This is a genomic window from Bacillus sp. FSL K6-2869, assembly GCF_040869405.1.
Lineage (GTDB): Bacteria > Bacillota > Bacilli > Bacillales > Bacillaceae > Bacillus > Bacillus altitudinis.
Map to the genome: position 1 here is coordinate 3175306 of NZ_CP152035.1, position 21890 is coordinate 3197195.

20 protein-coding genes are annotated in these 21890 nt (G+C 42.8%); 2 read left to right on the forward strand and 18 right to left on the reverse strand.

Going from position 1 to position 21890, the window contains the following annotated elements:
* Positions 1 to 4 precede the first annotated feature (4 nt).
* The 7 genes from MHI58_RS16510 to MHI58_RS16540 form a co-directional block, all read right to left on the reverse strand.
* Positions 5 to 1108 (reverse strand): EpsG family protein, encoded by a 1104-nt coding sequence (locus MHI58_RS16510; protein WP_024719852.1) that lies wholly within the window; start codon positions 1106 to 1108, stop codon positions 5 to 7.
* 14 nt (positions 1109 to 1122) lie between these two features.
* Positions 1123 to 2253, reverse strand: a complete 1131-nt coding sequence (locus MHI58_RS16515) for a glycosyltransferase family 1 protein (protein WP_368004343.1) — start codon at positions 2251 to 2253, stop codon at positions 1123 to 1125.
* The gene (locus MHI58_RS16520) at positions 2246 to 3085 is read right to left on the reverse strand and encodes a glycosyltransferase (RefSeq protein ID WP_368004344.1); all 840 of its coding nucleotides are present in this window, start codon (positions 3083 to 3085) and stop codon (positions 2246 to 2248) included. The genes MHI58_RS16515 and MHI58_RS16520 overlap by 8 nt, the downstream gene beginning before the upstream one ends.
* Before the next feature lie 2 nt (positions 3086 to 3087).
* A complete protein-coding gene (locus tag MHI58_RS16525; RefSeq protein WP_368004345.1) occupies positions 3088 to 4227 on the reverse strand; it encodes a glycosyltransferase family 4 protein in 1140 nt (379 codons plus the stop codon).
* Complete coding sequence (locus MHI58_RS16530; protein ID WP_113766928.1) at positions 4193 to 6067, reverse strand: nucleoside-diphosphate sugar epimerase/dehydratase; 1875 nt, start codon at positions 6065 to 6067, stop codon at positions 4193 to 4195. The genes MHI58_RS16525 and MHI58_RS16530 overlap by 35 nt, the downstream gene beginning before the upstream one ends.
* Positions 6068 to 6232: 165 nt before the next feature.
* Positions 6233 to 6916, reverse strand: coding sequence for a CpsD/CapB family tyrosine-protein kinase (locus MHI58_RS16535; RefSeq protein ID WP_008347761.1), 684 nt, complete (start codon positions 6914 to 6916; stop codon positions 6233 to 6235).
* A complete protein-coding gene (locus tag MHI58_RS16540; protein WP_024719858.1) occupies positions 6906 to 7637 on the reverse strand; it encodes a YveK family protein in 732 nt (243 codons plus the stop codon). The genes MHI58_RS16535 and MHI58_RS16540 overlap by 11 nt, the downstream gene beginning before the upstream one ends.
* Positions 7638 to 7894: 257 nt before the next feature.
* Here MHI58_RS16540 and slrR point away from each other — a divergent pair, with 257 nt between their 5' ends.
* Positions 7895 to 8365: an HTH-type transcriptional regulator SlrR gene (gene slrR / locus MHI58_RS16545; RefSeq protein ID WP_045034019.1), complete on the forward strand. Its 471-nt coding sequence runs from the start codon at positions 7895 to 7897 to the stop codon at positions 8363 to 8365.
* Between the two features lie 87 nt (positions 8366 to 8452).
* Here the strand turns inward: slrR and MHI58_RS16550 are convergent, their stop codons facing one another.
* From MHI58_RS16550 to MHI58_RS16565, 4 genes are all read right to left on the reverse strand, one after another.
* Positions 8453 to 8677, reverse strand: a complete 225-nt coding sequence (locus tag MHI58_RS16550) for a phage holin (RefSeq protein ID WP_008347764.1) — start codon at positions 8675 to 8677, stop codon at positions 8453 to 8455.
* Positions 8678 to 8822: 145 nt separating this feature from the next.
* A complete protein-coding gene (locus tag MHI58_RS16555; RefSeq protein ID WP_007500130.1) occupies positions 8823 to 9719 on the reverse strand; it encodes an iron-hydroxamate ABC transporter substrate-binding protein in 897 nt (298 codons plus the stop codon).
* Between the two features lie 16 nt (positions 9720 to 9735).
* The gene (locus MHI58_RS16560) at positions 9736 to 10737 is read right to left on the reverse strand and encodes an iron ABC transporter permease (protein ID WP_025208010.1); all 1002 of its coding nucleotides are present in this window, start codon (positions 10735 to 10737) and stop codon (positions 9736 to 9738) included.
* Positions 10734 to 11762, reverse strand: a complete 1029-nt coding sequence (locus tag MHI58_RS16565) for an iron ABC transporter permease (protein WP_201297796.1) — start codon at positions 11760 to 11762, stop codon at positions 10734 to 10736. Before MHI58_RS16565 ends, MHI58_RS16560 begins: the two co-directional genes overlap by 4 nt.
* Before the next feature lie 334 nt (positions 11763 to 12096).
* On the opposite strand from MHI58_RS16565, the gene MHI58_RS16570 reads away from it, so the two are divergent.
* Positions 12097 to 13506, forward strand: a complete 1410-nt coding sequence (locus tag MHI58_RS16570; RefSeq protein WP_349773528.1) for a polysaccharide deacetylase family protein — start codon at positions 12097 to 12099, stop codon at positions 13504 to 13506.
* Positions 13507 to 13521: 15 nt separating this feature from the next.
* On the opposite strand, the gene abc-f is transcribed toward MHI58_RS16570, so the two are convergent.
* From abc-f to MHI58_RS16605, 7 genes are all read right to left on the reverse strand, one after another.
* Positions 13522 to 15081, reverse strand: coding sequence for a ribosomal protection-like ABC-F family protein (gene abc-f / locus MHI58_RS16575; protein WP_251185073.1), 1560 nt, complete (start codon positions 15079 to 15081; stop codon positions 13522 to 13524).
* A 334-nt stretch (positions 15082 to 15415) separates the two neighbouring features.
* Complete coding sequence (locus tag MHI58_RS16580; protein ID WP_045034014.1) at positions 15416 to 16186, reverse strand: ABC transporter ATP-binding protein; 771 nt, start codon at positions 16184 to 16186, stop codon at positions 15416 to 15418.
* On the reverse strand, positions 16180 to 16998 hold the full coding sequence (locus MHI58_RS16585; RefSeq protein WP_268357074.1) for an ABC transporter ATP-binding protein: 819 nt from the start codon (positions 16996 to 16998) through the stop codon (positions 16180 to 16182). Before MHI58_RS16585 ends, MHI58_RS16580 begins: the two co-directional genes overlap by 7 nt.
* Positions 16961 to 17848, reverse strand: coding sequence for a nickel/cobalt ABC transporter permease (opp1C, locus tag MHI58_RS16590; RefSeq protein WP_045034012.1), 888 nt, complete (start codon positions 17846 to 17848; stop codon positions 16961 to 16963). The genes MHI58_RS16585 and opp1C overlap by 38 nt, the downstream gene beginning before the upstream one ends.
* 5 nt (positions 17849 to 17853) lie before the next feature.
* On the reverse strand, positions 17854 to 18783 hold the full coding sequence (gene opp1B, locus MHI58_RS16595; protein WP_045034011.1) for a nickel/cobalt ABC transporter permease: 930 nt from the start codon (positions 18781 to 18783) through the stop codon (positions 17854 to 17856).
* Between the two features lie 14 nt (positions 18784 to 18797).
* Positions 18798 to 20441, reverse strand: a complete 1644-nt coding sequence (gene nikA, locus MHI58_RS16600; RefSeq protein WP_045034010.1) for a nickel ABC transporter substrate-binding protein — start codon at positions 20439 to 20441, stop codon at positions 18798 to 18800.
* Positions 20442 to 20564: 123 nt separating this feature from the next.
* Complete coding sequence (locus MHI58_RS16605) at positions 20565 to 21734, reverse strand: macrolide family glycosyltransferase (protein WP_045034009.1); 1170 nt, start codon at positions 21732 to 21734, stop codon at positions 20565 to 20567.
* Positions 21735 to 21890 lie beyond the last annotated feature (156 nt).

Sequence of the window (21890 nt, forward strand, 5' to 3'; positions counted from 1 at the left end):
AAATCTACTTTGTAAAAATCGTTCGGTACGGTAAAACAGAAGAATCAAACGGCATCAGCATGATGCTGTACAAAATATAGCAAACCGCAATTCCGATATACATAAAGAAATTGGTTCGCTGATCAAAAATCCGTGTGAAATAAGGCAGTAAAATGAGCTGATACAGACCAAAGTAAATATGAAATCTTGCATAAATGACATCCTTCGTTGCAAGGATGCCAAACAAAAATCCAAGCAAGCAAAAATTCACAATATAATCACTCTCTGGCGTCAGCTCACGAAGTCGTTTTCGACAAAAGAACGCAAGCAATAATGGCAAAATCAAGACACCAATTTTCGTCACATTCATTCCATTCGTATTCGTTGTCAGCCACTCCTCGTAATGACCATAAGAACTCCCTTGCAGCATCACGACAAACACGGAGACAAAGCGGTCATACAGAGCGGTTAAGCCTAGAAAAATCATACATAACACAAGCATCATCCAAGACCATGCCTTTGTTCTGACGATGAAATAGACTGGAATCATAATGAGTGCCGAGGAATGAAATAGCGCGCATACAAGTACGAGCGGAAAATACCATTTCCACTGACCTTTGATGACAAACTGGATGGCATAAAAAAGAATCGCTGCCACCATATACTGCCGCATGCCATTAAAGGAAGCGTAATAATGAAATGTGCCGAGAAATAGCAGCATACTAAGCTCAAATGGCCGTCCATATCGCACAAGTGTTTTGATAATAAAAAAATAGGTGATGATCCCAACTGTGATATACATGATTTGCGGCTCATGTGATAGTTGATTGAGCATCCATAAGATCAATGTAAAGCCCGGATCAGTGGCGGCCTTGTCTACACCGAATCCGAAAATATGCCAAGGCTTGTCATAGTTGACGGAGAACTCATACATTTGTCCATAGGTGACGAAATCAGTTCCTACTTTGTAGCGTATGCCCGCCACAATACAAAGAAATAAAAACGGAAAAAACACCAGAAGCTTGTTCGGCCGCCAGCCGCTTTGTATGGTATCATCACGTCTGCCATAAAATGCAGCAAAGCTCGACCATAAATAGACCATGATCATGTTCACCAAATAAACCGCCATCTGCCAATCCTTCCTTACAATCCATACACATTCATCACACGGGTGATGTTCTGTTTCACATCAAATCCTCTAAGGCCAAGCTGAGAAATAATCGTCTCCTGAAGAGGAGGGTCTGCATGGTAGGCTTCTAGTATGGCTTTCATCCACTCATGTGCTGAATCTTGCAAGGATTTCCGTTTCACAAGCCCACAACCTAAATCGACTTCCTTTGTGATATGATCTGAAATCACACATGGGAGTCCAGATGCCTGCGCTTCCACTAATACGAGCGGAAGACCTTCAAACAAAGACGGCATCACAAACACATCAAATGCTTTCATATACTGCGGAACCTCTGAGACAACGCCCGTAAACACAATGTCTTCCATTAGTCCTGCTTTCACTGCATACGATTCAACCACTGGCCGGAGCGGCCCATCTCCTATGAGAACTAGCTGAAAGGAGACCCCTTGTTTTTTCAGTGTCTGCGCTAATTCGATGAAAAAAACATGGTTTTTCTGCTCATGAAATCGGCCAATATGTCCAATGATCAGTTTTCTCTCGTGAAGATGGAGGTCTTTTTTCATCTTCACCTTCGCTTCTGGCTCCAACTGAAAAAAAAGGTCCAAATCAATCCCATTTGGCAAAATGTCCACTCGTCCATCGTGCATTCTTTTTTGTCCAAATAAAAAGACACCGGCATCTTCACCGCATGCAACGAGCTGCGTAGAAAAGGCAAAGATCAGCTGACGAAATCCTTTGAGCATCAAATGATCAACCCGGCTAGGAGACTGTTTCCAAGCCGTATTATGTGAATGGCAAATGCGTATCTTCACACCTGCCAGTTTCGCAGCAAGGGCAGAAAAGCCCGTTTGAAAATCTGTATGTGCATGCACCGCCTGATAAGGTCCCGTTTGCTTGATCGTCTTCGTCAACGTTTGGACAAACGTCCATGGAGAGGACGATCCAATACTTGGGACATAAAAAATCCGCCCGCCAAGCTGACGAATTTCCTCATCGTAATCACAAACATCCTCCCGGTGGGTAATGAAATCAAATTGAAGAACATTCCGGTCGATTGCACGATAGATATTCATGATCATCGTTTCTGCTCCGCCTCTGTTCATTCCGCCCACAACATGAAGTACACGCTTTGGCTCACTCATCCCGAATCGTCCTCCTTTTCACCATAGATCCTCCAAGTTTCCGCTGATGATAAAACCTCATGATCTTTGGTGACATACAGGCACGGATGACCGGCTTAAGCGCAAAGAGATAATCAAACGGCGACAATTTTAATTGCTTGCATGCTTGTAACACAAGCCAGGCATTGTCCATTGAGTATCGGAATTTCCGGCGCTGAAAGGCCGCTTCATCCTCCCTTACAAGGTATAAGGGCTCTTGCAGATTAAAGCCTTTTCTCCCCGCAGCAAAAAAACGAATCCAAAGATCGATATCTTCCATCCGTCTAGTTGTTTTGACAGAACGATAGCCATTTAAAGCCTTGTAGGCAGACGCTCTCATCATAATCGTTCCATGACAAAAAGGCGTTCCTCTTGCTAGCACCCTTCGATCAGGCTCTGAGACAAGTGCTCGAACACCCTTCGTCCCTGACTCATCAAACACCGTCATCGCCGTACCAACTACATCATATTCCGGATGTGCATCAAGGAAACGAACCTGTTTTTCTAATCGTGTAGACACCGATATATCGTCGCCATCCTGTCTTGCAATCAGTTCTCCATTCGTTTCAGTGAGACAACGATTTAAACTGGCGGCAAGTCTTTGATTGTGTTCATTTCGGATGAGGCGAATTCTATCGGGTTCACGCATGGTATAGTGCAGCACTTTTTCATAGGTGCCATCTGTTGATGCATCATCACATATGATGAGCTCCCAGTTTTCATAGGTTTGATGAAGAATCGATTCAATGCTTTCTTCTACTGTCTCTTGGCAGTTGTAAACACCCATGATAATCGATACTTTCGGCTGACGCATGCTCACATCACCTTCTCTTTTTGATCCATATACGTTGTGTAAATTTCCTCCATTGCACTTACCGTCTGCTCCTGTGCAAATGCGTGAGCCATAGAACGTCCCGCTTTCCCCATTAGGTGAAGCTGGTCCTTTTTATGGTAGAGCTGTTGTAAATAAACGGCTAAACCATTCACATCATGCGGTTTGACTAAAAAGCCGTTCACTCCATGTTTGACGAGCTCACAATGCCCTCTATTTTCTGTTGCAATCACCGGCTTTTCAGCAGACATCGCTTCAAGAAGATTCATCCCAAGTCCTTCTCTCAAGCTGGTTGATACACATACATCGCTCATATGCATCCAATCTTCGATGTGTTTGCAAAATCCCGCAAACTGTACATGTTCCTCAAGATTCAGCTGACAGACCAGCTTTTCATAGGACGACCGACTTGTCCCTTCTCCAGCAAATACAATTTTCACATGTGGTATATTCCGATACACCTGCGCGCAAGCTTTGATGAGCATTCCTTGATTTTTATTGTCATTTAATTCACCAGCACACAGCACGATAAAATCTTGCGTGGTAAAACCATATGCTTTACGAAGGCGGCCTTTTTCTTTGTCATCAACTGGTGCAAATCGCTTCATATCGACACCCATACCGGGAACATAATGCACAGCCGCCTTCTCTTTTGACAGACGATCGGCTCTTTCATAGTCTTCTCCATTAATGGTGATGAGTGCATCCGTATATTGAACGAGCCATCTCTCAACTGGATAATAAAGCAGCCAATTTTGAAGCGGTGCCCCCTTCCAAAAGTGAAATCCATGCGCTGTGTAAAGAACTTTCGTCCCTTTTTTGCGCGTCCCTTTGGCCGCTAGCCTGCCAATGACACTCCCCATCGGTGTGTGACAATGGATGAACTGATAATGCTCTTTTTCTAACAGCTTTTTCAGCTCCACATAAGCAAGCCGGTTGTGCAAATGAAAAGGGGAACGCTGAATCGGAATGGAATGCGCTTGATCCACATACGGCAGCTCCAGCTGGCCATTTGCCGCTGTATGCACTTCCCATCCTTGTTCCTGAAACCATCTGAAATACGGGAGATGGAACGCCTTAAAATGATAATCAACCGTTGCGCAAAACAAGACTTTTTTCTTCATTAGCAAGTGGCTCCTCCTCTCGTTGCATCGGTTCAGGCAATACATCATGCGACTCAATGGCGGCAAACAAGGCCTGTCTTAATTGATCGTCACTCATCATATTAAATTCGTGAATAAAGCGGTTCAGCACATACGGATCACCATCCAAGGCATGCCCGATATGGATTTTCGGGAAAATTTGCTCCTGTGCTTTTTCATGCTGGTTGAGTAACTCCTCGTACATTTTCTCTCCGGGACGAATCCCTGTAAATGTGATTGGAATCTGGTCTGTGGTGTAGCCTGAGAGGTGAATGAGGTTTTCTGCGAGGTCGACAATTTTGACTGGCTCCCCCATGTCTAAAACAAAAATCTGCCTTCCTTCTGCTAGTGCACCAGCTTGAATAACAAGCCTTGATGCTTCTGGTATCGTCATAAAATATCTTGTCATGGCTGGGTGCGTGACGGTCACTGGCCCACCTTTTTCAATTTGTTTTTTAAAGATTGGAATGACGCTCCCCCTGCTCCCGAGTACATTCCCAAACCGGACGGCGACAAATTTCGTTTCACTGCTTGCCCCCATTTGCATAATCACCATTTCAGCAAACCGCTTTGTCGCTCCCATCACATTGGCAGGGTTGACCGCTTTGTCAGATGAGATGAGGACAAATGTTTCAACTCCGTGCTCATGTGCAGCTTCTGCCACATTTTTTGTCCCGATAATATTGTTTTTCACCGCTTCTTTCGGGCTGATTTCCATGAGCGGGACATGTTTATGTGCAGCGGCATGATAAATCATATCCGGCTGAAAATGACCAACGATTTCACTCATTTTTTGTTTATCTTGAATATCCGCAATTTGTGGATATAGGCTAATGCTGTCTCCATACAATTCTTTCAGCTCTAGTAAAATAGAATGAATGCTAAATTCTCCATGTCCCACAAGCACAATCGCCCGAGGGGAAAATACACAAATTTGACGACAGATTTCTGACCCGATAGACCCGCCAGCTCCTGTCACCATAATCATTTTTCCTTTTAGGTGAACGGATAGACGGCTTGTATCTAATTGAATCGGCTCTCTTCCAAGCAAATCCTCTGGCTGTACATCCCGCAATTGATTCAGCGCGTGGGTTCCTTTTAAAATCTGTTCCATTTCCGGCATAATCTGTGTTTTGATTCCAGTCGCTACACATTCCTTATATAGTCCTTTTAATGTGTGACTGCTTTTGGATGGAATGGCGATAATGATTTTTTGAATATCCATCATCGCAACAGCCGTTTGAATATGTTCTTTTCCCCCAAGAACAGGCAGCCCCATAATTTCAAGCTTATGCTTTGTTTTGTCATCATCAATGAAAGCGACCGGCTCAATATGTACATCACTCGACTGCTGAAGCTGACGAACGATAATGGTCCCGGCTGATCCAGCGCCAATGATTAGTGCCCGCTCCTTTTCAACTTGAAACCGCTTGGCACCATCATGAAACAGCCTGGATGCCATACGTGATGCACCGATGAATAACACATGGAAAAGCCAGACAATAAATAAAAAGCGAAATGGCCATGTCTGCACAAAAATGTACAGCATCGTCATGGAAAATAAAAACGAACACGCAAAGGTCTTCATTAAAGAAAATAGCTCTCTAACCCCTGTATAGGCCCATACTTGCTTGTACACGTGAAAAACATACGAAAACAAATGGTGCCCGATAAGCAGACTGAGCGAAGAAATGACGAGCATTTCAAATGTATATACGGTTAACGCCGCCTCTTGGACAAATTGAAAGCCAAAAAAGACGGCAACTAAGATGAGATATGAATCTAGTGCCACGATGATTGATAATCTTTGGGCGTAAGTCAACGCTCCTCCCCCTTTTTAAAACATCACTATTCTTACGTAAAATGGGCATCAAACCCGTCCTCACATCCCACTACCGATGACGAGCATCTAAGGCATATGTCATGCCCACAGCAGGATCGAGTGCCTCCGTTGTTAAAGATTAGGAGACATCACCTATCAATCTCTTTAATACATATAGTGCCTTCCCTTTTTCACTTTCTTGCCATTTAGCATCGCCCCAAGCAGTTTCCCTGTCGTACCCTCTAATACTTCTTTTGATTTCTTCACAGCGGCAATCTTCGTTTTACCGCTTAAAACCACAAGAATGCTTCCATCCGTCCGGTTCGCTAATATTTTGGCATCGGCTACAGGCAGAAGCGGTGTGGAATCAACAATCACCATGTCATACTGCTGCTCAATCTCGTAAAATAGCTGCTTCATCACAGAGGAGGAAAGCAGCTCAGCGGGATTTGGCGGAATGGTCCCACTCGGAAGCAGCTCTAAATGCTCAATCGGTGTAGGCAAAATGGCTTCTTCCAAACTGCAATTATTTAATAACACATTGGTCAATCCGGTGTGCGGGCTTAGATCAAAATATTCATGAATGGCAGGTTTACGTAAATCAGCATCCATGAGCAAGACCCGTTTTTTCTGCTGTGCAAAAACAGCTGCCAAGTTTGCAGCCGTAAATGATTTTCCTTCCTTCGGCAAGGAGGATGTGACCAATATCGACTTCAGCCTCGTTTGAATCGACGTGAATTCGATGTTCGTTCGGATCGTTCGGAATTGTTCCGCAATGACAGAGTGAGGATTTAATACAGAAATACAGGATAAATCTCTTTTTTCTCGTTTTTTCCTCTTAAAAATCAATGTTCTGTCCTCCCGTTATGACGGACTGCTTGTCTTTTTTTGCCCTCCTGTCTGCCTGCATCTGATAGACACTGCCGAGCGACGGCAATCCGATCTCTTCTCTTATTTGATGTGTTCGTTTCACCGTATCATCGAGTAAATTCATTAAGAAAATGAGTGTCATTCCCCCTAATACAGAGGCGCCTAGTGCCAGAACGATGTGAACGAATTTACGTGAGTTCATCAGTATCGTGTTGGACAGCTTGGCTTCAGACAAAACATTAATGCGATCCATATTCATGGTTTTTTTGATTTCTTCTTGCAGCACCTCTGTGGCTGTATTCGCAATGGCTACTGCCTTCGCTCGGTCCTCATCTTGTACAGAAATATTTATGACCTCTGACTCATTTTCTGTACTTGTGGCAATTTTGTGTTTTAATCCTTCCGCCGATTCTGTAAGATTGAGTGTTTCTTTTACTTTTTCAATAACGATTGGACTTTTTAATAGGACTTGAAAGGTACGTGTATATTGAAGGTTCATCTGAATATCGTTTAAATTCGCTTGTGCATCACTGCTTCGTTTATGAACAAGAATTTGAGTGGTTGCCTGATATACAGGAGTCGAGACATAGAACTGATAGTAGGCTGAAATGCCCGTTACGATCAGGACAATCAGGATCAGAAGGGCCATTTTCTCTTTTATGACAGAAAACAGCTGCTTAAAACCTATATTCTCATTCATAGATACCTCCCGATTTCATCATAAAAAGGTTATATATGGTTTCTTTTTGTTAATGATTGGATTATAAAAGATAATACCCGCAAAGAAAAATGTCATAATAGGTCTTATAGTTCTTTTTAAAGAACGAAATCGTTCGTTTTCTTTTGTTTACTTCCTGTTTCTTACGTTTTTGAATTTTATAAAGAACAATTTATTTCTTATAATGAACGAAAAGGTCGCAGAACGATTCGCCGGGGAGAAGGGAGATCATATATCGAATGATAGGAAAGGTGATACGCATTTACCGAAAGAGGAAAGGATACTCAATCCAGCAACTGGCTGAAGATGCCCATGTCTCTAAATCATATTTGAGTAAAATTGAGCGTGGTGTCCATCGTAATCCATCTGTCCAGTTTTTAAAAAAGGTATCCTCATCACTAGACATTGATTTACAAGAGCTGTTTGATGCAGAAACGATGATGTTTCATTACGCTGAGGGCGGTGAACAGGAGTGGCGGGATCATATCGTTCATGCCGTCCAATCCGGCATGCCTAAAGAAGAACTGTATCAGCTGCTTCAAACCTACAGAAAGGAGCAGGAAGGAAAGACGTTACATGTCCATCAGAGAAAGCTAACCGACTCAAATATGTCAGAATGGAAGCGTCTCATGAGTGAAGCAAAGGCCATTGGCTTAACCATCGAGGAAGTGAAAGCGTTTCTGACCAATATGGGAGAACACCGGGCGTAAGCCTCTGAGATAAAATCAATTTGCGGGGAGAGGCGCTTGTCGCTTCGATGAAATAGAGCCTCTTTGCATGAGAGGCTCTGTTTTTTATTATTCTTCTTTTTTGGTTCGTGCTTTTTTCGTAATATCATTGTTCTTCCAATAGGCCCATAGTGATGTGATGCCAAGAAAGGCTAACGTAATGAATTGCTGCACACCTTCTTCATCAATTGGAATTGGGCTTTTTCCTGCAGCAGTGAGAGCGCTGTTCACAAGTGCCAATAAAAGCAGCACAAGCCTCGCAATAGTGCCTGCACTAATTTTTTGAACCTTCAACTGTAACCCCTCCCCTTATCCTTTCATACGGGCGATACTGCTCGTTCCCTCTCATATGTATGCAAAAAGCGAATGAATAGAAGAACGAATCAAAAAAAGAGACATCATTCCTAGATGCGGAATGATGCCTTGATTTATCTGCTGTTTATTTAGAGAACATCTTTTTTGCTTCATCCATTGCCATTTTGTTGCCTAGAGCTGAATAATCTAACCATGGCTGATCGGCAATCGGATACACTTGGTTTTTCTTCACGGCTTTTAGGCCTTTCCAAATTGGCGTCTGTTCTAACTGTTTGAATGCCTGTTGCGCCTTATCATCACGGTTCACGACGACAAAAATAGCATCTGCATCAAAGTCAGGAAGCACTTCTTGAGAAATGACTTCAAATGGACGTTTGCTGTCCAGTTTTTTCACACCATCTACAGGTGTCAGTCCTAAATCATCGTATAAAATTGGACCCATCGGACGTTTCATACTAAATACTCGAAGCTCTTTTGCTGTTACACGAATCGCCATCACTTTCCCATTTCCAATCTTTTTCTGGATGAGTGATTTGACTTCTTTTGCTTCTTGATTGTAGTCCTTAATATATTGATCGGCTTCTTTTTCTTTATTGACGAGCTTGCCGATTTTTTTCAAATGATCACGCCATGTGCCATCATTTAAATTAAACACTTCGGTTTTGGCGATTTTCTTGTATTTTGATAAGTCTTGTCCAGCCAGTTCTTCATCGACGTAAATGACATCTGGTTTTAAAGCAAGCAATGACTCCATATCAGGATCTGCTGCGATGCCCAGCTTTTTCGTTTGGCTAAGCTGCTTTTTCGCATGTGGAAGGAAATCTTTTAAGTCTCCCCCTACAACAGAGCCAGCAGGTTTTATCCCGAGTGCTAATAAGTCATTTGTTAAATGAATCGACAAGGACGCAATCTTAGGTGTTCCGTTTTCATCTTGATTTGTTGTCTTCTTTGTTTCCTGTTGACCACAAGCGGCCAGAATCAAGAAACAGAGCGTTAAACCAAAAACAAGTACTTTTTTCATGATGAGTTCCTCTTTCTTATTTTGTTTTTGTTAGTAAATAGAGAAAATAAGGTGCTCCGATAAAAGCCACAACCACACCCGCTGGGATGGCATTTGGGGCAAATATGGAACGTCCGAGTGTATCAGCACTGACCAAAATCAACAATCCAAGCAAAGCGCTCACTGGTAAAAAATATTGGTGCAGTGAGCCGACAAGACGCCTCGCCAAATGAGGTGCAACAAGGCCAATAAAACCAATTCCGCCTGTCATCGATACACTTGCACTCGCTAGACCAACAGCTAAGGTGAGAAGAAAAAGTCGTTTGCGCTCTACACGTACTCCGACACTTGAGGCGACGGCATCACCTAACGTTAACGCATTGAGTGTGCTGGACTGCATGAGCGTAAGCGGGACAAGACATACGATCCAAGGTAGGAGCGCAAGTACATGAATCCAGTCTCTTCCCCATACATTTCCCACAAGCCACCTTGAAGCGAAGGTGTATGTATCTTCATCCAGTTTCAATGACAAATATAACGTCAATGCACTAAACCCCGCAGCTACGGCAATTCCAACAAGGATCAGCCGGATAGGCACAAGCCCTTCATGCCTGTCGTACGCAAGAAGAACGATGACTGCCGCCGCAAGCAGACCTCCACCAAATGTAAAGAGCGGAATGAGTAAAGATGGATTTCCTTCTAGTACGTGAAAATACGTCACAAAGATGATTAAGCCGAATGCGGCTCCTGCATTCAGACCAATAATCCCAGGATCGGCCAGTGGATTGCGGGATAAACTCTGCAAAATGCCACCTGCAATGCCTAGACCTATTCCAGCTAGTATCGTCACGACGATTCGAGGCAGACGATAATCAAACAGCACCGTCTCACTTTGGAAATCTCCAAAGCCAAATAACGTTTTGACGACAACGAGAGGACTGAGTTTCAGCGTGCCGGTATTTAAACTATACAGCACGACAGCCGCACTCAGACAAAGCAAAACGGCTGTCACGACAAGAGCACGCCGTTTCTCTTTCATGACAGGTTCCTCCCTTCTTTTCTGGCAATATATAAGAAGAAAGGAACACCAACAAGTGCCACCATGACGCCAATGGCAAGCTCTCTTGGCGGATTTACTGTCCGGCTGGCAAGATCAGCGAAGACGAGAAGCATTGCGCCTAAAATCGCTGACATCGGAATGACGAAACGATAATTGACCCCAACCAGCTTTCGTGCAATATGCGGAATGACAAGCCCGACAAACCCAATAGACCCAACTGCCGATACAGAAACGCCTGCCAGCAGAACCGCAGCTGCCATACCTAGTATTCGCACTTGCCGGGTTTTCACCCCTAAATTCGCAGCTACATCTTCACCAAGTGATAATAACGAGAGGGATCGTCCTAATAACATCGCCCAAACGATGACAATGAGAATGACTGGAGCAAGGATCATCAGCTGCGGCCATTTGACACCTGCCACACCCCCTGCATACCAAAAAGCCAGATCCTGACTGAGATCAAAGTAAATGGCGATACCTGAGCTTAGCGCATGCAGCAATGCGGCAACAACAGCTCCAGCTACAGTGAGCCGAAGTGGGGTCAGCACGCCGCCAGCCGCCCCAATGGCAAAGATCAGCAGTGTACTGAGAACGGCACCAAAAAAAGAAAATAACATCAATGCCGAATAAGGCATTCCTGGAAAAAAAGCAAAACAGAGAGCGACTACAAACATCGCACCGCCGTTAATGCCTAATATCCCCGCATCTGCCAGCGGATTTCTTGTAATGCCTTGCATGAGCGCACCTGCCACAGCAAACGCCGCTCCAACAAGCGCAGCTCCTAGCACACGAGGAAGCCTTAATTCATGAATGACCTGCTGCTCTGTCACATGAGACTGATAGTCAAACACAGCTGTCCAGACCGTTTGCAAAGACAATGACTTTGCACCGTAGGAAACAGCCAAAAACATAGCCGCCAATAAACCAATGACAGCGAGAAAAAACAATAAAAAGAACAAAATAGGTGATGATCGTTTTTGTTGAGATGTTCGCTTATCCGGCAAAATCGGTGTCATCCTTTTCTTCATTAAAAGTCAGTTTGAAAATGAGAATCATAATCATCAAAATTATAGCCGTCAGCCTCTGAAAAATCAATGTACGGCTCATTTTTTTAATTATTGAAGGTATTGGTAGACGGCAAATAAGAGAATTCTTTCCTTCTGCTTTTTCTCGTTCTGAAAGACCTATCAATTTTTACAGTATTTTAATAGGAAAATAGTTGACATTCCGCATGAAAATCCCCTAAAATTACAAAAGTAAGTCAATTGTTATAAAAATATTACAAACAGATGTCAAAGAAATAAAGAATGACCCGTCATGAGAGGAGAATTGAAAGTTGTGTCAGTAAAGGGAAAATGGAGTATCATCCTATTTGCGCTTGCCATCGTCATTGGAGCAGTTGCATTCTTTCAAAATCAGCAAGCAAGCGGTACAGAGAAGAAAAATATGAAGCAGGATACGAATTATAAAAATGTTGAAATTGTCACTCTTGTAAATGACGGGAAGTTTATGAGATATGCGGTGAACTATCCTCTTTTTCATCAAAAAAAGCTAGATGACAAGATTCAAAGCTATGCGAATTCAGCATTAGAGCATTTCAAAAAGACATTTAGTGAAGCAAAGGACATTGATGAAAACAAACGGTTTGAACTGAATATTGACTATGACATGGTGCACTATGCAAAACAATCTGCGGCCATTTATTTTACGACCTACACGTATACAGGTCAGCAAAATGGGACCACTCATCACGTCACAATCAATTTCGATTTTCAGAAAAAAGACTTTCTTGACACAAAAGATTTATTTCAACCAAAAAAGGACTATTTGAAAAAATTATCCTATATTACATACACGGAGCTTAAAAAAGATAAAACCTTGTCTAAGGATCTATCACTCCTTCAAAAAGGAACAGCCCCTACTGATCAAAACTTCAGTCAATTCGCCTTAAAAGAGAAATATATAGAGTTCTATTTCCCAGCTTCTCAAGTAGCCGCAAAGGACTTAGGTCCGCAAACGCTGGCGATCAAAAAGACGCTGCTAAAAGATATCTTGAAGCCAGAATATATGAATAAGACCAAAAATCAGAATGAAATCAAAGAACCGAATCCAAAAAGAAAAGCCGTCAAGCTGCCGCAAAAGCCAAAGCTTGATCCGAATAAAAAAGCCATCGCACTTACATTTGATGATGGTCCAAACCCAGCCACAACTTCAACCATTTTAGCAGCGCTGAAGGAAAATAAAGGACACGCCACCTTTTTCGTATTAGGAAGCAGGGTTCAGTATTATCCTGGAATGCTTGCCGACATTTTAAAGGGCGGAAATGAGATCGGAAACCATTCATATAACCATCCTTTATTAACGAGACTCCCTCTAAATGAAGCGGTCAAACAAGTAAAAGACACGCAGAAGCTGATTGAGAAGGCCAGCGGTTATACTCCTACGCACTTTAGACCGCCATATGGAGGAACAAATCCCGACATCAATCAAGCGGTGGACATGAACGTTTCATTGTGGGATGTCGATCCTGAGGACTGGAAAATTCGCAACAGCCAGCAGATCACAAACCATGTTCTCTCACATGCAGCAGATGGCAAAACCGTACTCATGCACGATATTTATGACAGCTCTGCTCGAGCAGCAGTGAAGATCATACATGAACTCACCAAACAAGGTTACCAGCTTGTCACAGTCAGCGAACTTGAACAATTGAAAAAAGAACGAAACGAACAGACCCCTGTGCAGTAAACACAGGGGCTTTTTTTATGACTCTAACAACTTCTTTCTTTTTAACAATGCTTGAAACGTCTCTTCAAGCTCACGAGAAGGCTCGATGCTTAAACGACTGAGCACTTCAGACAGCTGCATATCAATCAGCAGGAGCTCTTCTTCTTTCTTTGTAGCAGCTGGCTTTTCTTCCTTTTGTTTATATTCTTCATAGGTGCCATCAAAGCGTTCAATGGTTTTCTCGTGCACATGAAGAATACGAGTAGCCACCTGCTCAATGAGCCTCCTGTCGTGGGAGACAAACACAACTGTGCCCGGGTAATCTTTTAAAAGTCCTTCAAGCGCTTCTACTGCCGCAAGGTCTAAAAAGTTCGTCGGTTCATCAAGCATCAGAACATTGGCATCACTGACGAGCAACTTTGCAAGCATCGTCTTCACCCGTTCCCCGCCGCTTAATACGTTCGTCAGCTTATACACATCGTCTCCCCGAAACCCAAGTCTCGCTAAAACGGTGCGAACGATCGTCTCATCTTGAATCGCCTGTTCCAGTGCATTTTGTAAGATCGATTCATCTAGATTCAGTCCTGAAAGATCTTGGCTGAAATAGCCAATCTTCACGGCTTCTGAACGAAAAATCCCGGGATGTCCGTTTACAAGCATTCGGAGAAATGTCGTTTTACCGCTCCCATTCTTCCCAATGATCGCGACTTTGTCTCCGCCTCTCACTTCTACATTCGCCTTTTTCCAAAGGACTTTATCTCCTGCCATGCCATCTACATGTTCGACACGAAAAATGGAGCGGCTTGCCACTTCCTTCATGGTGTGCTGCGTCATTTGAAGAGGCTGGACTTCCTTTACCTTCTCCACCTTTTCTAATTTCTCCATTCTTGTTTCAATAGATTTGGCTGTTTTTTGAAGCTTTTTTTGCTTGTTTGCATAATAAGGCTTCGCAATTTTAGGCCCCGAGGATTTCAGCTTTGGAGATGGCTTTGTCGCTTTGTCGGCTTTTTTCATTTTCTTTTGCAGTGCATGTTCTAACTGTTTTTTCTTTTGGGTATACACCTCGTACGCCTCCACGTGCTGGCGATGTTCGAGTTCTTTTTGCCGGGCAAAATCGCTGTAGTTGCCTTTGTATAGTTTGAGCTTCCCATCTTCCAATTCCCAAATGTCTGTACATAACGCATCTAAAAAAGCACGGTCATGCGAGACGACAATCAGAGCACCTTGATGATAACGAAGCTTTTCTTCTAGCCACTCAATATGCTCCGTATCTAAATGAGTCGTGGGTTCATCGGCTAATAAAAGGGCAGAAGGCCGGCTTAAAGCTCTTTCAATATAAGCTTGTGTCATCTCTCCGCCACTTTGTCTGCCATCTCCTGTCTTTAGTTGAGGAAGCAGCGTACAAGTTGTAGTGTGTGCAAATGTGCCGCTGTCTGGTTTTTCCCTCCCCGCCAGTACATGGAGCAATGTCGTTTTCCCACTGCCATTTGTCCCTACAAGGCCGATTCGGTCCCCTTGATGAATGGCAAGCTCCTCTATATCAAATAACAAACGATCCTTTCGAAATACTTTTAATTGGTGGGCTCTCAGTAACATCCAACCCTCTCCTTTCGTATCAGGAGACATGAAAAAGCCTCCCATTCTCAGAATAGGAGGCAAAATGGTGTACAAAAATAAGCGTATCGATACAGAATGACATGCGGTTCATCAAATGAGCACACATATCCCCCGTATCCATCACTTCAATCTTTGATTCCCAAGCTGTACCATCCTATTCCGAAGCTAAAAAATGAAAACGCAGCAAACATAGCAACACATATCGTTTGCTCACTGCCTTCGTTCTTTCATTTTGCTTACAGGTCATAGGATTAGTACTTCATTGCATTGGGTCACCCTTCCGTCGTTTGTTACGTATACGATAAAAGATTGGTTATTCTTTGTCAAGCTGAAAAGGCATGAGTGAGTCTATTAGCTTGAGCGTAAATGGATGAGTCGATTCTAACAGCTGGTCACTTTTACATTCTTCCACAAGTCTTCCCTCATGTAAAAAAAGAAGTCGATCACATAAAAAAACGGCTGCCTCTAGATCATGGGTAATCATGAGAATGGTCATATCTAACTCTTGCTTTAATGTTTCAAGAAGCTCCAATATTTGAACTTGGACAGAAACGTCAAGTGAGCTAAGGACTTCATCTAAGATGAGAATGGCTGGATTCGTCGATATGGCCCTTGCTATGCATACACGCTGGAGCTGACCGCCGCTTAGTTGGTGAGCATATTGATTTAGCAAAGACGATGGAAGTCTTACTTGTTCAAGCAGGGACAACACTTTTTGGTTCACATCCATGTTTCGCTTTATTATTTGCATGGGTTCTGCTATGATCTCTTTCACTGTAAAGGAAGGATGGACAGAAGAAAGATAATCCTGAAAAACAACACTCATTTTCCCCCGGTTCATCTTACGCCATGTATGAGCTGGCCATCCACCTATCTTTATCTCTCCGCCGTCTAATGTTTCTAAACCAAGCAGCGTACGTGCTATTGTACTTTTACCACTGCCGCTCTCACCGACTAACCCGACACATTCACCCTCTCCAATCTGAAATGAAACCTGAGCTATGCGTGCTATGGATTCCTCTTTATGAAAAAAGCGCCCTTTATCTTCTCCATGTTTAAGTAGTTGATTGGCTGTGATCAGCATGGGAATGCCCTCACTCTCTTCTGCTGCCTCAGTGCTTCAAGGGGGGCCGATAAGTGAAGCCTCGTTTCTAGTAAATGCCTCGTTTGAGGATGCTCAGGTGATGTAAATATCTCTTTTGCATGACGATGCTCAAGCATCTTCCCTTGGTGCATCACCAACAATTCATCAGCGATTGCCTGAACGACGCCTAAATCATGCGAAATGATGATCAAGGCAGCTCCTGTTTCTTCTTTCAGCGTCTGTAATTGCGTGATGACTTCACGCCGGTTATATGCATCTAATGATGCTGTAGGCTCATCGGCAATGATCACGTCAGGAGAAAGCATGATCGTAATGGCAATCATGACTCGTTGAAGCATCCCTCCCGACAGCTCATGAGGATATTTTTTCATTAACATATGCGGATTGTTTAAATGGACACGTTCTAGCCCAGTGATCGCATGTGCTGTTCCTTCTTTGCCACGTAAGCCCAAATGCCGCTGGAACGTTTCAAGTATTTGATGACCAATTGTTTCAATTGGATTGAACGCATTCATGACATCTTGTGAAATGAAGCCAATTCGCTTTCCTCTCCAACGCTGTGCAGCCTGACTTGTCAATTTTTCACCGTCAAACAAAATGGTCCCAATCATCTCTAGCGAAGGAGGGATGAGGCCAATTAATGCTTTTGCAACGGTTGATTTTCCGCTTCCACTTTCTCCAATAACGCCTAAACAACGTTGTCTATGTAATGTAAACGTGATATTTGCCACTAAATCCTTTTGTTGAATCGGATCATGTACGGACAGGTTTTTTATCTCGATGAAAGGCAAACCGTCTCCTCCTTTTTTTGTTGCTAAGATGCATGGCAGGGGTCATGACCTGCTGAAGACTGTCTCCCAAAAAATTCAGTGCCATGACCACAAATAAGATCGCAAGTCCAGGCGGAAGCATATGAACCGGGTGCGTCACCATGACATTCTTCGCCTCGTTGAGCATCATGCCCCATTCCGGTGTAGGTGCACTCACACCTAATCCAAGAAAAGACAGAGCAGAAATATTTAAAATAACCCAGCCTGCGTCAAGTGTAGCAAAGACAGCTATCTCTCCTGAGATGCGAGGAAATAGATGTTTTCGAAGGATATAAAAAGGTGAACCTCCAGATACTTTCGCAAACTGAACAGATGGTTCATTCGTATATTGCAGGACTGACGAACGAATCATCCTTGTATACCAAGCCCATTTTGCAAGGACATTGGCCAAAATAATATTGAAAAGCCCAGGTCCCATAATGCCCACAACGGCCAAAATCATCACCTCTGCTGGAAATGACAGCATGACATCACATATTCTCATTAGAACTCCATCAACTTTCCCTCTAAAAAAGCCAGCCATGAGTCCAAGTATCGTGCCAATGAGCATCGTGATACACATTGTCAGCACGGCAGCAAGCATCGTTGTCCGAATACCATATAAGAGCCGCGATAATACGCATCTCCCCAGCTGATCGGTTCCGAGGGGATATGTTAGACTCACACCAGCATATTTTTGAAGAATGTTCGTGTCAGTTGGGTCATGCGGCGCTAGAAACGGTGCAAACAGCCCAGCTAATGTGACAAGTACCAAAAGCCAGATAGACAGAATAGCCATTCGATCTTTTCTTAATTGATTCCATACGATCAAATTTTTTAGACCTCCTTTCTTAACTGCGGGTTCATGATCATTTGTATGACATCAGCAACGAGGTTACACACAACGAACAGGCATCCCATCACAAACAAATAGGCTTGAATAATAGGGAAATCGGCGTGAAAAATAGCTGTTACACACAAACGGCCAACCCCTGGCCAAGCAAAGAGATTTTCAATAATGACGGTTCCTGCAATGAGCTTTGGTATTGACATACCGAGTGCTGTTACCGCTAGTTGAAGGGCATGTCTCATCACCTTCAATTGAATGGTTCGTTCCTTTAAACCACGAGCTCTTGCATAAAAAACAAAGGGCTCGTGCTGAAACTTTAGGATTTGATTTCGAATGAGTCTCACATAGGTCGATAAGTAGCCAAGTGATAAAGTCATCGCTGGCAAAAGAATCGATTTAAATCCTTCCATTCCACTCGTGTTGACCCAGTTAAATTTGACTGAAAAAAGCCAGATAAACAAAATGCCCAACCAAAAACTAGGCATGGAAGCTGCAATAAACACAAATGCTCTCACGATTCGATCCAACCATGTATGTGCCGCATATGCACACACCATTCCGAATAACAAACTCAGCACAATAATAAACAAAAGGGACATCCCTGCAAGCTGTAAAGTCGCAGGAAGTGCCTCCAAGATCAGATCAAGAACTGGCTCCCGCGTGACATAGCTGCTGCCAAAATCACCTGTTAATCCATCTTTAAGCCATGTGACATATCGTAAGAAAAATGGTTGATCTAAGCCTAGCTCTTGACGCATGGATTCAACCATTTCTTCGGTTGGGGTTACTTGGTTCACACGTAAAGCGACCTCAGCTGGATCACTTGAACGCATCGCAAGCAGCACAAACGCAAAGAAGGTAATGAATACAATGAGTGGTAAAAGAAACAATAATCTTTTTATGATATAGCGTGTCATGTCTCCGCCTCCGGTTATGACGAAAAATACATTCGGTCAAAAGGAATTTCATACTGAGATACATGAAAACCTACACCTTTGAGGCGCTTATTATAAACAGCCTTTGTCACAGAATACGAGATAGGAATATAGACATTTTCATCATGAATATACGTCAAAATATCTTGATACATTTGTTTTCGTTTTTGCTCATCCGGCTCCACCAATACTTTCGTAATGGTCTCATCCAGCCACTTTTTCTTTTTCAATCCTAATTGAGCTTGATAATCAGCATGGGATGCAACACGGAATGAAGAGACGTATGTTTGAGGGTCATAAGGAAGTCCCCACGATAGAGAGTACATAAGATCAAACTTTCCTGTTTTTTGACGATCTAAAAATGCCTGTTTTTCTTCACCTCTAATATCCAGCTTGATTCCAACCTGCTTGAAGTCCTGTTGTATCGATTCACTAATCGTTCTTTCACCTGCATTATCCGAATTGTAATAAATGGTCACGCTAAGCGGCTTGTCTTTTTGATAACGATAGCCGTCTTCTTTTAACTTCCAGCCTGCCTCATCTAATAATGCCTCTGCTTTCTTTTTGTGATAGGTTTTCTTTTTAAGCGGAATGTCCGCGTAAGGGACAGACGGAGCAAGCAGTGTATGTGCCACCTGTTCAGTTCCATTTAAAATCCCTTCTGTAATCATCTCTTTTTGAATGGCATATTGAAATGCTTCTCTTACTTTTGGATCTTGTGTTATTGGTTGATTGGAGTTGATTACAATAGATCTTGAACCAACAGGAGGACTCACAGTCACACCATATTGACCAGCTTCTTTTAAAGCCTGAAATGAATCTCCATCAATCATGTCACCATCTGCTCCAAATAAGAGATCAATCTCCCCTTTTTGAAGAGCGAGTAAAATGGTTTGATGATCCGGCATGACCTTCCATTTCACCGTTGAAATCTTTGGCTTCTTTCCCCAATAGCGATTGTTCACTTCAAAAATGGCATATTGATTTTTCTTATGTTCCTTTAACACATAAGGACCTGTACCTGCATAACCTTTGACGCCTTTTGATGTGGTGCCATCAATAAAGCTTTTGGGAGAAATAAAACGGAATGGACGTGTTAAACCAAGTTCTTCTAATGTTGGATAATAGGGCTCCTTCAATGTGAGAACAAAAGTATGTTCATCTACAGCCTTTGTGGATTTAATTTCTGACACGAGATTAAGCCAAGCATTTTTTTCAATATTTTTGACAACTGCATCCATATTCATTTTGACAGCCTTCGCATTAAATGGCTCACCATCTGAAAAAGTCACGTTTTTCCGAAGATGAAATGTGTAGGTTTTTCCATCTTTAGAAATATCCCAGCTTTGGGCCAGGGCTGGTTGAATGCCTTTTTCCGTATTCACAACAAGCGATTCAAACACCATATTTTGAGCGGCCATCTCCCCGCCATATAGATGGGGATTAATGTCTCTTATATCTTTTGTACTTGCATACACCAGTTCATCATCTTCTCTTCCACTTAAACTGGAAGAGGTCTTATTTTCAGAACATGATGCCAATAGAAAGCAAGCCATGACTGAAAACAACATCAAGGTATATGTCACAAAGGACTGCTTTTTATTGTCCTTTTTCTTTATGTAAACTGGTTGATCATTCATATGTACTTCCCCCAAACATTCATTTTATCGTAATCATTACGATTATCAATCGAAATGATTACGAATTGAATATTAGCATACAGATCTGGGAAATACAATGTCTTTTTCACAGAAAAAACAGACTCATGATTGAGTCTGTTTCGCTTGCATAAACTGATCAATGACACGTAATGCTTTTTCTGTTCCACCTGCTGTTTGGAAACTTTCTTCAATCTTTTCAATCCCAGCACGGTATGTGTCACTTCCGAGTACACTCTCTACAGTATCTCTCAACTGCCTTGCTGTCAGCTCGTCTTTATCGAGTGCACGAGCAGCAGAGAGATCCGTCAGTCTTTTTGCCACCATCGGCTGATCTTTGTCAACCGGGATGACAACCATTGGAACATGATAATGAATACCTTCATTGACACTGTTCATCCCGCCGTGGGTGACAAACACATCTGTCAGTTCAAGGACTTCAAGCTGCGGCACATAAGACTCGATGAGAAAATGAGATGGTGCTTCTTTTAGGAGAGACATGTCGATTTTTTCACCAGTTGCGAGAATCACTTTTCCATCAAAGTCGGCAAAGGCATCAATACACATATTAAAGAATGCTTCAGTATCTCCAAGAACCGTTCCCATTGAAATAAAGACGACCTTCTCCCGCTCAAGCGCTTCTAATGGGAAATCGTGCTGGTCAGCACGTTTTAGAAAACTCGGTCCAATGAAAACAAACGAATCATCCAATGCATCAACAGACGGCTGAAAATATTCACTTGTATACACCATATTCAGTTCGCCGCGGTTTTTCATGAATTGCATCAAATGCTTTGGCTGAACGCCAAAACGTTCATGTATTTCTTCTAACAGATGAGCCGCCTTCTCATCTTTTCTGTATAGAGGTGTATCAAAATGCGCCTCCTGCAGCACAAAAGAAGGATTCGAACCGATGCCTGGAATCTGTAAGTAATCCCGCACAAGCTCACCTGCTCCAAACATATCAAAATAGACCAAATCAAATGAATGCTGTTGAGAAAGAGTTTCCACCACTTCTAAAATGTCTAATGACGTTTGTAGCATGGCATGAAAAAATGGCTGCATGGATTCCAAATCGTCTTCTTCCACACTTAATGTCCGAATATAATCTGGATGTATATGTACGTGAGCGCCTAAGCGTTTGATCCGCTTTTGATAATGTTGAGTTGTGACCACATGCACTTCATCACCTCGATCAACAAATGCTCTTATCATCCCTAACATTGGGTTCACATGTCCTTCAGCTGGGAACGTAATCATTAAAACCTTCGCCACAAGAATCCTCTCCTTATTGTCAATTCCCTTCCATGTTAATCTTATACAGTGATCAGGCTCAACAAATACGCCTGAAAAGGGGATAAATGAGTCTTATGGCTAGTATTTTCAGAGGATAGCAGAAAAAAAGACAAAGCCTCCTTTTTAAGTGCTTTG